Below are 12792 nucleotides of genomic sequence, written 5' to 3'. Positions count from 1 at the left end.
AAAGGTGAACATGTCCGTTTCCTGGTCCGCCTCGATGATCACGCCGTACGCCGACCTTGGCTCGGCTCCGCTGTTCCGCAAGGAGGTCGAGCTCGACGCCGGTCACGGTCGCGTCGAGTCTGCAGTGCTGCACATCAGCAGCCTCGGTGTCTTCGATGCTGCTATCAACGGCCGCCCGGTCGGCGACGATGTGCTCAGCCCCGGCTGGAGCAGCTACGAGTGGCGGCTGCGGTACCGCTCCTACGACGTCGCCGCACACCTGGCGGACCGCAACGTCCTCACCGTTGCTGTAGGCAACGGCTGGTACCGCGGCCGGCTCGGCTTCTCCGGGATGCGCGAGCTGTACGGTGACCGGCTCGGCATCATCGCCCAGCTGGAGATCGGCTTCGCCGACGGGCACCGGCAGGTGGTCGTGAGCGATGGGACCTGGACCGTTGTCGGCACCGACGTCCTGGCTGACGACATCTATGACGGGCAGACCATCGACGCCCGCCGGCGGGACCCGGACTGGTACGCCTTCGGCGCGAAGCAGCAGTGGGGGGTTCTGAACGCGCGCGGGCTCGACTTCGAGGTGGCCCGGCTGGTGCCGTACGTCGGTCCGCCGGTGAAGCGGCACGAGGTGCTCGCGCCGGTGAAGGTCTGGAGCTCACCATCGGGGCGGACGCTGGTCGACTTCGGCCAGAACCTGGTCGGCTGGCTGCGGTTCACCGTCCGCGGCCCGCGCGGCGCCGAGATCCGGATCCGACATGCCGAGGTCCTCGAGGATGGCGAGCTCGGCGTCCGGCCGCTGCGCGACGCCCAGGCGACCGACCGGTTCATCCTCAGCGGCGGCGAGGACTTCTTCGAGCCGACGATGACCTTCCACGGGTTCCGGTACGCAGAGATCACCGGCTGGCCAGGGGAGCTGACCGCCGACTCGGTCGAGGCGGTCGTCGTGCACTCCGAGCTTCGACGTACCGGATTCTTCGAGTGCTCCGAGCCGTTGCTCAACCAACTGCACCGCAACGTCGTGTGGGGCACCAAGGGCAACTTCCTCGACCTGCCGACCGACTGCCCGCAGCGTAACGAGCGGCTCGGCTGGACCGGCGACATCGCCGCCTTTGCCCCGTCGGCGGCGTATTTGTTCGACGTCAGTGCCTTCCTGTCCGACTGGCTGGTCGACCTGGCCCTGGAGCAGCGCCACCACGAGGGCGTGGTGCCGTTCGTGATCCCCGACGTCCTCAAGCTCCTGCCCAGCCCGGCGGAGTTCCCCAAGCCTGACAGCACAGCGGTCTGGAGCGATGCCGCGGTGTGGGTGCCCTGGACGCTGTACCAGGCCTATGGCGACCGCGGTGTGCTCGAGCGCCAGTACGACTCGATGGCCGCGCACGTGCGGCGGGTCGGCACGCTCTCCTCGCCGAACGGGTTGTGGGACACGGGTTTTCAGTTCGGCGACTGGCTCGACCCGGACGCCTCACCGCACGAGCCGTGGAACGCCAAGGCCGACAGGGGCGTGGTCGCCACCGCGTGCCTGTTCCGCTCCGCCCGGATCGTCGCCGAGACCGCCGCCCTGCTGGGGCGGGCGGAGGACGCGGCGGACTTCGAGGCGCTGGCCGACCGGACCCGCACGGCGTTCCACACCCATTACGTGTCTACCGACGGCACCATCGTCTCCGACTGCACCACGGTCTACACGCTGGCGATCACCTTCGGGTTGCTTGACGAGCCGGCCGAGCAGCTCGCGGGCAACCGGTTATCAGAACTGGTGGCAGAGAGCGGCTTCAGGATCTCGACCGGCTTCGCCGGCACTCCGTTCATCACCGACGCGTTGACGAAGACCGGTCACCTCGACGCCGCCTACGCCCTGCTCATGCAGCGCGAGTGCCCGTCATGGCTGTACCCGGTGACGATGGGCGCCACCACGGTCTGGGAACGCTGGGACTCGATGCTGCCCGACGGCACCATCAACCCCGGTGAGATGACCAGCTTCAACCACTACGCACTCGGCGCGGTCGCGGACTGGATGCACCGGGTGATCGGCGGCATCGCGCCGCTCGAGCCGGGCTACTCGCGGGTCCTGATCGCACCGCGACCGGGCGGCGGCCTCACCTGGGCCAAGACCAGTCTCGACACGCCACACGGCCCAATCCGGGTCAGCTGGCGCACCGACAACGGCGGGCTGACGGTCGAGACCGAACTCCCCGCAGGAGTCACCGGCATCCTCTCACTCGACGGCGAGCCAGACACCGAACTCGGCGCAGGCCCGCACACCACGCAGGCCGAGGAAACCTCGACGACCTGATCGCCCAGCTGGACCCCTGCGGGCACTTGGTGCCCTACAGCAAGAAGATCCAGGTGCGTGGACTCCGCGCTCCGAGCGAGGACCTGCAGGTCCCGATCAGCGTGCGTCCGACCAACGGTGGATCTTGGTCTGGCGATTTCCTCGACCGGATGCCGAGACGTCAGGCTGGGTCGGGTCGTGGAACCAGTGCGCCGAGCGTTCTGATCGGGCGGGACGCGTTCGTTGGGTCGATCTCGTAGCACCCGCCGCGCGCGGCGGGCACGGGAGCGGGAACCCGGAAGTATCCCGCCGCGAGCAGACCGAAGAGCGGAACGAGGTCGCCATGCGCGCTGATCGCGACACGACCGCCGGCGCCCACAGACTCCTCGATCCTCGCGAGCGTCCGTATTGCACGTCCGAGACCTGCGGCGGCAAGCAACTGGGCGCGCCACTGTGGATCGAGCGTCCAGGCGTCCCAACTCTCGTGCTCGGTGACATAGGTCAGCTCGCGTAGGTCTTCATCCAACTCGATCTCCGCACCGGAGGCAGCTGCGATCGGTTCGACGGTCTCCACGCAGCGGCGAGCGGGGCTACTCACGATCGCATCGACACGTCCCACGGCCGCCGCGAGCATCGTTGCTTGGGCGCGGCCCAGGTCGGTCAACGGCCGGAGATCCTGATCAGATGTCCACTTGGTGCGGTCGCCGGCGTCAGCATGAGGCACGACGACGAGGATGGGAAGGCATGCGAACACGAGGTGACATCCTTCCGTTCACACCCGTCTTCCGCCAGTGGAGTTGAAGGCACCGGCGGATGGTCGCCTGGAGCCTGTTCCGTCGCACCGGCCGAAGGAGGGGAACATGCCGGTCACGGTCGTAACGATTTCCCTTCCTGCGTACACCGTCACGGATCGCTACTACAGAGAACGCAGGGGCCGCTGCACAGTTCGCGCTCGGATCATCGAGCAGGGCAGGATCGTGGTCATGGTGAACGGCATCACGCTCGCTGCCAAACCGACCTTGCTCGGCGATCTCGTACTGCTGCGGCCGGTCGGTGTGGCCGACGTCGATGGCGCGGCCGAGTTGGTCACCGATCCGGAGACGGTCCGGCTAACCGGCACGCATGCGGCGTTGGATCGGAAGCGGCTGGAACGGTGGTATGCGACGCGGGGTGAGCAGGATGACCGCCTCGATCTGGCGGTCGTGGAGCGGGCCACGGAGCAGTATGTCGGCGAGGTAGTCCTGATGCAGCTCGATCAGGTCAATCGATCGTGCTCGTTCCGGATCGCGCTGATCGGCGCTCGCGCGGTCGGACGCGGGATGGGCACCGAAGCGACTCGGCTGGTGTTGGCGTACGCCTTCGAGACGGTCGGTGTGCACCGAGTCGGCCTGGAAGTCTTCGCGTTCAACCCTCGAGCCCGGCACGTCTATCAGAAGGTCGGCTTCGTCCACGAGGGAACCAAGCGCCATGCTCTGCGCTGGGAAGGAGCCTGGATCGACGCTGACATCATGGCGATCCTGGCTGACGACTGGGCCGCCCATCGAGGCTGGCCCGACGTCGGTGTGCGCAACTGAGCCCAACAACGGGCAGTGACTGTTAGCGTTGCGCAACGACGAGCAGGTTGCGTGGGGTGATCGAGCGATCGCAGAAGTCGCCGACCTGCACGTCGAAACCGGCCTCTTCGAGTCCAACGACGAGATCCATGACGAGCCACAACTCCAATGCGCGGCGAAACGCGTGGCGGACAAGCTCGAGGCGGCGGATCTCGGCACGGCGCTGCTCACCGACGGCGAGCCAATGCGCCCACTGAACTGCGGCCGGCAGGTCTACACCCTCGCGCTGTGCCAGTGTGCGGCAAAAGTCGGTGAAGTCGCCTGACACCCAGCGCGAAGGCACTGGGCGGAAGGTGCGAGCCGCCTCTCCTTCGAGCTCGTTGCGCAAGGCGATGAACCCCAACTTCCAGGCCTGGTCACGGGCAAGGCGCCGGCGGTCGTGACGCGGAGCCGTCACGGTTTCAGTCACGGCCAGCCGGATGAGGTCGGCGTCAAGAGGCAGCGAGGCGTCGCGGGCGAGCGGACGATAGGCGTCAGCAATCCCGCGGTGGTAGCAGCACGGGGCAATGACGTAGCCGTTGGCGCCAGCGCGTGCCGCACCGCGTACGAGAGCGCGGTGCAGTTCGCCGCAGGCATGCAGGGCGAGTACCGTACGGCTTTCACACATGCATGGGAGTCGTCGTCCAGGGCGTCGGCGCAGAGCACTGTCTGGTCGATGCCGGCGCGCTCGGCGAGCTGGGTGGCGTCGGCGCACAGCTTTGGGTCGATCTCCAGCGATTGCACGGGTACTCGGTCGGCGATTGCGAGCCGCCGCCCCAGGTGCCCCTTCCCGGCGCACCACTCGAGCAGGGGCCCTTGTGCAGGCGGTGCGTGCGCGGCGAAGGCCTCGATCTGGTCGCGTTTGCGGCCGCGGATACGTCGGTCGAGGCGAGGGGGCATGGCCGGCAGATCACGGACAGGCAGAGGCGGGAGGTTCACCAGCCGGCCGAGTGTGTCAACGACCGGAAGCCAGGGTGTGAGCCAGTCGCGGCAGGCGTCGGGGTCGTGGGACAGCGTTTCGACCGTGAGGCTGTCGATGCCGAGCACCGCGTCGGCCAACTCAGGTCGGGCCACACACCAGTCCGGGCGGCGCACGTGGAACGGCGAGGGGTGCCAGTACGCCTGATGGGCCTCGAGCGCCGCCTGCAGCTCGCCAAGACGACGGCGGTGCGCACGGCCAACTGCCGGCTGAGAAAAAGAGCGCAGCATCCCACCCACCCCTCGATCGGGAAGTGGGCAGCTGCGAGCAACTGCCATCTCGACGGCGGAACGCCACGAGACGACTCTTCAACAACGAGCCGAGCGTGTCACAACACGCCTGGCCCTGACAACCGGCTACCTCGGCATCTCTCCAGTCCCCATGCGCAGCACGGCTTCGGCCTCCGCAAGTCGTTCGAGCATCAACTCCGCGGCGCGGTGGCGGGCGCGGGCGTAGGTCTGCAGCGAGGGGGTGACGGCGGTCGGGTTCACCAGCGGTTCGGCGAGCGGATAGGACGAGGTGGCGGAGTAGACGAGCCCGACCCGGACGCACGCCACCAACTCGGCGGCGGGAACCGCGGGGTAGGCGTGTTGGTACGCGGCGACCAGCCGGGCAACGCCGTACGGCCAGTCCTCGCAGGCGAGCACGGTGCGCGGGTCGCAGCCGATGCGCGCCAGCTCCCACACCGCCGGCCGCGGGCTCGGAGGGCTGAAGTCGATGATGCCCGCCACCCGATCCCCGTCCAGCAACAGGTTCGGCGAGGCCAGGTCCCCGTGCACCACCTGGACCGTCAGCGGCGGCACGCCGTCGAGCAGCCGCGCCAAGGTCGGCCACCAGGTCAGCCGCTCCTCGATCGCCTGCCTTGCCCAGCCCATGAAGCCGTCAGCGTGGGGCCGCGTGGTGCAGCAGCTCACCGTTCTCGGCGGGCAATACAGCGGGTACGGGCACGTTGCCGGTGGCGGCGAACGCCGCCAGCGCCACGGCCGCGCGCTGGCGATCGAGCTCCGCCCGGTCGGCCCCGGGGTAGGTCTTGACGAACCACACGCTCCCGTCGTGGGCGTCGGCGAGGTAGTTGCGGGTGTGGGTGCCGTCCGGGCCCGGGCGCAGTCGCCGCACGCTGAGGCCGTAAACACCGGCCAGCACGTCGGCAACCTCCCGGCCGCGGTCGACGTCTACGTCCCCACGCTGCTCATCCTGGCTCCCTCCAGTTCCGATCCCAGCTTCAGGGTGAGCTCCTCGTGGCCATGTTGGCCCGCGACCGCGCGTATCGAGGCTTGGGAGTGGCGGAGGGCCGTCGCTCAGCCCGTGGAGTCGCACGTGGTGCGCTGCGGTGTCCACCGGCAGGCGAGACCGGCGAACCCGCCTTCGGCCACGACATCGACCGACAGCATCTCGCCCGCGTTCAGCACCTGCCGGTCGCGGACCAGCCCGGCGGCGTCGTCGTTGACGACCTCGACCAGCCAGAGCCCGTCGGGGAGGTCCAACGCCACCTCAAGGGTCCGCGCGGCTCCCGATGTCCCCGCACCGAGGAACCACCGTTCACCGCTGCGCCGAGCCATCACCACGTGATCACCGGGCCGGCCGGCGAGCAGCCTGGTCTCGTCCCACACGGTCGGCACCTGTTCGAGGAACCGCCGCGCCTCCGGCCGCGCGTCGTACGCCTCGGGGCTGCCAGCGAGGTTCTGGACGCCCGACTCGAACACCACCGACAGTCCCAGTTCGTGCGCGTCGGAGGTCGGCCGACTCTCGCGCTGGAACGCCATCGGCGTGTAGTCCATCGAGCCGATCTGGTTCCGCGTGAAAGGCAGGGCGGTGAGGTGGCTCGTCGTGAGGTTGCTCGACTTCTCCGCGCCGTGGACACCCTCCATCGTCATGAGGTGCGGCCAGGTGCGGTGCCAGCCCTTGGGGACCGTGGAACCGTGGAAGTTCACCAGCAGGTGGTGCTCGGCCATGTCGGCCAGGGCGTCGTCGTACCACCGCAGCCGTTCCTGCGACTCCGAGTCCATGAAGTCGAGCTTGACACCCTTGACGCCCCACTGCTCCAGCAGCGCGAACCGCTCGGCGCGTTCGGGGGCGGTGTCGAAGTCGGAGAACCGCAGCCACGTCATGATGTCGACACCGCGCGCATTGGCGTAGTCGACGAGGTCCGGCATCCAGGTGAACTCCGGAACCCGGTCGGTCCAGGCCCGCTCGCCGGTCTCCAGGTCGTCGTACCAGCCCGCGTCGACCACGACGTACGGCCAGCCGCGCGCGGCGGCGTAGTCGACGAATCCCTGCTGGCGTTCGAGGCTCTGCTGGGCGGACCGGCCGCCGGCCAGCCACGTCCACATCGCGTTCCCCGGCCGGATCCAGGACGTGTCGGCCAGCCGTGACGCCGGTGCCACGTCGTCGACCATCGTCGACTCGGTCACGGTCGCGAGGTCGCCGACCACCATCACCCGCCACGGCGTGGCCAGCGGCCCGTCCACCGCGATCTGCGGATCCCAGAACGACACGTCGAGGCGGTACGTGCCAGTTGCCGCCTCGTGCAGCAACCTCGGACCGGAGTACGACCCGTCCAAGGCTGACTCGGTGAGCAGCAGATACGTGCCGTCGACCTCGAACAGTGCCGGAACCTGGAAGTCCGCCAAGGGCGCGGACGCCGCGGTGTACTCGAGGAACGGGTTCTCGTAGTCGCGCCGGTGCCGGGCCAGCCACGCCGACGCATCCGCGGGCACCGTGAACGCAGACGCCTCACCGGTCACCGCGCCGTTGTCGGCCGGCAGGATGTACCGGTAAGCGACCCCGTCGGCAGACACGCGTACGACCAGCGACAGCTTGGCGCCGCCCTCACCTTCGAAGCCGAACCTCGCCTCCGTCATCGGAGTCTGCCGCTGGATCCGCTTGCCCACCGTCGTGGCATAGCGTTCCAGGACCACGCGGTCGGACCGTCCGGTGAATCGCAACCCGGCGGCCAGGTTCGCCTGCTCGGTCACGATGCCGACCGTGGACGGCTCCAGCACCGTCGTCCCGCCCCGGGACACCGACAGCGCCACGGTCCCGGCCACGGCGTCGTAGGTCAGGTCCGCGACGGGACCACCCGGATCGGGCGCCCGTACCGTCCAGCGCTCGGCGGCCGCGACGGGTGGCGCCACCATGCCCATCACCAGGGCGCCGACCGCGAGGCCGGCGAGCGCCACCGCCATCCGGCACCACCGCGACCGACCGGCCGCGGCACCGTCTGCAGCGTTCATCGAAGTCCTCCTTCAGGTCCGACCCCGTATGAGCTTGTCGATGCCGGCCGGGGCACGGCGATGCCGCCGTACTTGTCCCAGCCGTTCGCGATCCGGTCGATGTAGAGGTCGGCCTGGTCGGCGTCGACCCTCCAGGTCCACTGCCCCTCCGACACCGGGCCGGGGTAGGCGCGGATCTGTTCGGCCACCGCGTGCGCCTCGTCCAACCCGGTCCAGATCGTGCGGGCCAACTCCTCCTCGTCGTCCGGCGGTACGCCGCGTGCGTAGAGCCGGTAGCCGAAGTACGCCGTGGCGACCGCCCGATGGATCTTCGCGGTCAGCACCGTTCGCTCGAAGTAGCCTCGAAGCTCCGCGTAACGGTCGGGCGCGAGGATGCTCCGCGCCGAGTCGACGAGCCCCAGCGACTCCTCGGCCAGCCGCACGCCGTGGTCCTTCTCCTTCATGACGTATCCGAGATACGTCGCGTCCATCCGGTCGTGTTCCTGGTCGAGCCAGCCGTTCTCGAGCACCCACGGCACCTCGCGGGCGACGCCGGAGTCGCTCTTGCAGCTGACCGGACCGAGGTGGTCGACCACACCGGTCCAGTAGTGCAAGGTGCGGTTGACAGTGTGCCGAACGTCCGCGACCGGCGGGTCGAGCCACTTCCCGGACACGTGGCGGTAGTAGCTGGAGCAGTAGGGGTCGTAGTCGAGTTCGGAATGGTTGGCGATGTTGGTTCCCAGCGTGTACATCGAGGACGTGATGATGTTCCGGGCGTTGTGGAACGCCTTCGCCACGATCGGTGCCGCCTTGGACCCGTACCGCCGGGTGACGAACTCCCGGTAGACATCGTCGGCGGTCGCCGCAGGGTCTTCGACAGCGCGCTTCAGCCCGTAGAGGTTGATCTCGGTCGGTGTGTCGACAATCCCGGAGGTGTCGTAGCGGTCGGTCCGGGCTACGTACCCGACGACATTGGCCTGCCGCTCGAACGCTCGCCAACGCTGCATCCCCACCTCGGGGAACGTGTTGGCGATGATGCCCTGGCCGTGGAACTCACCCGTGGCGTCGAACTCGACCAGCACGTCGCGGTCGAGCCCGGCGGTGAAGGTGTTCACCGGGTGGGTGAGGAAGAAGTCGTGCGGCGTCTCCTTCGTCATGACCCGGACGCGAGGGTTGTCGATCAGTTCGATCGCGCCCAGGATCCGCTGGATCTCCTCGGGGTAGTAGCCGAAGTCGCGGACGTAGAGGTTCATTCCACGCTCCTCCACCACGACGTCGGCCACCTGGTCGACCAGGTAGGCGAGCTTCTGCTCGGCGGTGACGAGAACGTCGGAGTGCTGGTTCTCGACCCGGGCGCCGGTCTCGACGAAGGTGAGGATGAGCGCGTCGATGTCGGGGGCGACGTCGAGCATCTCGCGGTAGTCGGCCCTGAACCATTCCCAGAACGCCGGGTCGTCGAGGTCGAGAGTGCCGCCGGGGCCGGTCTTGAACTCGTCGGGGTAGTAACTCAGGGAGTACAGCGAGTGGTCCCAGAACGCGACCTCGGCGATGCCGGCATAACGGGCCGCGGCGGTGTAGGTCTCCGCGATACCTAGCCGGCGGGCGTCGCGGACGTGCCGGAGGTCGTGGATGACGTCGTGGCTGATCTGCAGGTGGTTGATGTCGTAACCGGCCGCGGCGCCGATGCTGCGAAGGCCGTCCGGCACGCTGTCGGTGAGGACGTTCCAGCCCCGCACCTGCGCTCCCGGCGGCAACGCTCCGGTCGACGGCGTGTCCTCGACCGCGGGGACGGCGGCCACGCCGGTTCCGCCCAGTGTCATCGCCACGACGATGCACACCGGCAATGCCGCCGCGGCACGTGTCCGCCTCACAACCGCGCGCGGAGTTGGGCGGCGTGCAGATCCGTTGGGGCGGCTCCCGAGCCGAGCGCCTCCGACACCGACCCCAGATCGCCGGTGAAGTCGCGGGGGAGCCCACTGGCGAAGGTGGTGGCGCCGGCGATGCCGACGACGGCGGCCCGTGGTGCCATGTCGTGGATCGCGACCGCGTACGTACGGCCGTTGGTGACCCGGACGTTCCAGTGCGCGAACCGCGCGCCGAACCGCGGACCCGCGTCGCCAGCGCCACCGACGAAGGCGTCGTTGGTCACGGTGATGTCGGTACGCACGTTCTCGAACGGCAGTGCCCGGTGGGAGTCGAAGGTGCCGTTCTCCATCACGCCGTCCGACCAGACGTTCCCGGACGCGAGTCCCTCGACGTTGATGCCGTGATGCGTCGAGCCCGACGGCAGCGGCACGGTGGCCCGGTCGATCCGGAACCGGGTGACGAGGTTGTCGTGGGCCTGCACCCGGCAGATGTAGGAGTGGTGGCGCTGCCGGCCGCCGACCGACACGTCCCGTAGGGTGACGCCCTTGCACGAGTGCAGGCCGAAGCCGTTGTCCGCGTTCTCCACGTGGACGTTGCGCGCCCAGCAGTTCAGGGCCGCCGAGAAGGCGGGGCCGTTGAAGCCGAAGTCGCGGTTGTGCGGTTGCTGCTGGGTGAGCCGCATCCGGAGGGTGAGGTCCTCGATCCCGGACTCCCGCACCACCGGGCCGAGCGTCTGCAGGCGCGGCTCCCACACAGTACGGAGGTCGAACTTCAGCGGCTGGGCCAGCGTCACCTGGTCCCCTGACACGTGGGTCACCTCGACCGGCCAGCGGTAGTCGACGAAGTTGGGTGCGCCCGCCCACGTACTGATTTCCGGGCGCAGCCGGGTGGCCCGCGAGTTCCAGTCGTAGGCCGCGGTGCCGTCGACGTCTCCGGCCAGATGGGCCAGGAGGCTGGAGTCCGGGACGTTGCGGACGGCGAGGAGGACATGGTCCCCGGCGCGGATGTCCCCGGCGTCCTCGACGGCGAGCGTGCGCGCACCTCGGGAAGCGTCGGCGACGACCGGGGTGAGCGTCTCGTTGTCCATCCAGCCCTCGTTGCCGAGGAACTCGGCGTCCCGCATCGACTCGAGCAGGCGCTTCGGTACGAACCAGACCAGGCCGCCGCTCCACGACCACTGGCTCAGATCGCCTTCCCTGCGGTTGAACGCGTACCCCTCTTCCAGGGACTTGTCGCAGAAGATCACGGTCCTGCTCGTACCGAGTCCGCGCAGGACCACACCGGAGTGATGCATCCGGATCAGCCCGGACGTCTTGTACGTGCCGGGCGGCAGCAGCACCGCACCGCCGCCCGCCGCCGCGGTCGCGTCGATGGCCGCGTTGATCGCCACGGTGTCGTCGGTGTGCCCGTCACCCGTCGCGCCGAACGTCTTTGCGTTGACCCGTTCGGGCAGCCGCGGGATGTCCCGCTCGCCGCGGCGGTAGCCGGCGTACGACACGTTCGGGACCTGGGGATGGGTGTCGGGTGCGGCGAGGTACTCCTGCCAGAGTTGAGCCGGTGCCGGGTGGGGCGCAGGTGCCAGGTACGGCGGTGCCGGCCGGGCGACCGCCGCGCGGGCGGAACCGCCCAGGGTGGCCGCACCCACGAGACCGCCACCTGCCATCCGCAGGAGGTCACGACGACGGGGACCACGGTTGCCCATGAGGCGTTCCTTTCGCTGCTCTTGTCTGGCGCTCGACCGACGGCGTCAGGCTTGGTCCCCGTGGACGGTGACGCGGGTGAACTGGAGGTGGTCGACGAAGCCGAGGGTGTTCGACTCGTTGGCGCCCCTCGTGTCCTGGCTGTCGCGGACGTGCACGTGCCGGATCGGGAACGCGAGTGCCTTGCATGGACGGCGTGGACGAGGCGACTCAGGCGACCGTAGGTTCGTTATTTTCGGCCGTCAAGAAACTTGTCCGCTACCGCTCACCCTCGGATGGGCGCGCGAGTGCGTCGGTAGGCTCGCGGGGACCGACATTCGAGGGAGCGGGTGAGGATCATGAACGCCGCGGAATCCGGGAGCGGCACGCGGTCGGCGCCGGGTGACCGGGCTGTGCCGAACGAGCGGATCGGTGTCGTCGGCTACACGGTGCGTGCCGCCATGCCGGCACCGGACACCGAGGCGACGCTCGCGGCACTGGCGTCGTGCGGATACGTGAACATCGAGCCGTCGAGCGGGCTCTACGGCTATACCGGGGCGGAGTTGGGTGCGCTGATCGACGCCGCCGGCATGAAGGCACCGTCGGTCGGTCTCGGGCTCGGTGAGATCGAGGACGACCTCGACGGCGTCCTCGCCACCGCGAAGGCGCTCGGCGCCCGCTACGTGCGGATCTCCGGCTCCCGATCGTGGGACGCCGCGGAGTACTCGCGCGTGGCCGGCGTCCTCAACGACGCCGGTGCCCGCACCCATGCCGACGGCGTCACGCTCGCGTACCACAACCACGCCTTCGAGTTCGAGGCCGAGAACGGCGGACGCTTGTACGACATCCTCGTGCGCGAGACCGACCCGGACCTCGTCGACCTGGAGCTCGACCTGTACTGGTCAGTCGTCGGCGGCGTCGACCCGGTGGATCTCTTCACGGAGTACCCCGGCCGGTTCCCGCTGCTCCACGTGAAAGACCGCGCGCCCGACGGCTCCATCGCCGACGTGGGGACGGGCACGATCGACTTCGCGCGGATCTTCGCCCACAGCGAGCTGGCCGGCGTGGAGTACTACTTCGTCGAGAACGACAGTCCGAAGCCAGACGGCATCACCTCGGCGAGGGCCAGCTACGCGAACCTGCGGGCCCTGCGGTACTGAGGCGAAACGAGGGCGACGGCCCGCCGCGTGCCCGGCTGGTCAAC

Annotated in this window: 10 protein-coding genes; 3 read left to right on the top strand and 7 right to left on the bottom strand. The window is 69.1% G+C overall.

The genetic code is table 11. The annotated features are described in order from the left end of the window. Positions 1 to 10: 10 nt before the first annotated feature. A complete protein-coding gene (locus tag ABNF93_RS01270) occupies positions 11 to 2281 on the top strand; it encodes a family 78 glycoside hydrolase catalytic domain (protein ID WP_349325607.1) in 2271 nt (756 codons plus the stop codon). Between the two features lie 160 nt (positions 2282 to 2441). Here the strand turns inward: ABNF93_RS01270 and ABNF93_RS01265 are convergent, their stop codons facing one another. Then, positions 2442 to 2984, bottom strand: a complete 543-nt coding sequence (locus tag ABNF93_RS01265) for a histidine phosphatase family protein (protein ID WP_349325606.1) — start codon at positions 2982 to 2984, stop codon at positions 2442 to 2444. A gap of 136 nt (positions 2985 to 3120) precedes the next feature. Here ABNF93_RS01265 and ABNF93_RS01260 point away from each other — a divergent pair, with 136 nt between their 5' ends. Continuing rightward, the gene (locus ABNF93_RS01260; protein ID WP_349325605.1) at positions 3121 to 3834 is read left to right on the top strand and encodes a GNAT family N-acetyltransferase; all 714 of its coding nucleotides are present in this window, start codon (positions 3121 to 3123) and stop codon (positions 3832 to 3834) included. A gap of 22 nt (positions 3835 to 3856) precedes the next feature. Here ABNF93_RS01260 and ABNF93_RS34775 read toward each other — a convergent pair whose 3' ends face one another. From ABNF93_RS34775 to ABNF93_RS01225, 6 genes are all read right to left on the bottom strand, one after another. Then, on the bottom strand, positions 3857 to 4480 hold the full coding sequence (locus ABNF93_RS34775; RefSeq protein ID WP_502877510.1) for a methyltransferase: 624 nt from the start codon (positions 4478 to 4480) through the stop codon (positions 3857 to 3859). Positions 4481 to 5187: 707 nt separating this feature from the next. Further along, positions 5188 to 5706: a phosphotransferase gene (locus tag ABNF93_RS01245; protein ID WP_349325602.1), complete on the bottom strand. Its 519-nt coding sequence runs from the start codon at positions 5704 to 5706 to the stop codon at positions 5188 to 5190. 7 nt (positions 5707 to 5713) lie between these two features. After that, positions 5714 to 5974: a hypothetical protein gene (locus tag ABNF93_RS01240; protein ID WP_349325601.1), complete on the bottom strand. Its 261-nt coding sequence runs from the start codon at positions 5972 to 5974 to the stop codon at positions 5714 to 5716. A 155-nt stretch (positions 5975 to 6129) separates the two neighbouring features. After that, complete coding sequence (locus ABNF93_RS01235) at positions 6130 to 8064, bottom strand: glycoside hydrolase family 97 protein (protein WP_349325600.1); 1935 nt, start codon at positions 8062 to 8064, stop codon at positions 6130 to 6132. Continuing rightward, a complete protein-coding gene (locus ABNF93_RS01230) occupies positions 8061 to 9863 on the bottom strand; it encodes a hypothetical protein (protein ID WP_349325599.1) in 1803 nt (600 codons plus the stop codon). Before ABNF93_RS01230 ends, ABNF93_RS01235 begins: the two co-directional genes overlap by 4 nt. A 47-nt stretch (positions 9864 to 9910) precedes the next feature. Further along, positions 9911 to 11611 (bottom strand): glycosyl hydrolase family 28-related protein, encoded by a 1701-nt coding sequence (locus ABNF93_RS01225; protein ID WP_349325598.1) that lies wholly within the window; start codon positions 11609 to 11611, stop codon positions 9911 to 9913. Between the two features lie 336 nt (positions 11612 to 11947). On the opposite strand from ABNF93_RS01225, the gene ABNF93_RS01220 reads away from it, so the two are divergent. Further along, on the top strand, positions 11948 to 12748 hold the full coding sequence (locus tag ABNF93_RS01220; RefSeq protein WP_349325597.1) for a sugar phosphate isomerase/epimerase family protein: 801 nt from the start codon (positions 11948 to 11950) through the stop codon (positions 12746 to 12748). Positions 12749 to 12792 lie beyond the last annotated feature (44 nt).

The sequence above is a fragment of the Actinopolymorpha sp. B9G3 genome (assembly GCF_040120725.1).
Taxonomy (GTDB): Bacteria; Actinomycetota; Actinomycetes; order Propionibacteriales; family Actinopolymorphaceae; genus Thermasporomyces.
This window is presented reverse-complemented; position numbering and strand designations above follow the sequence as displayed.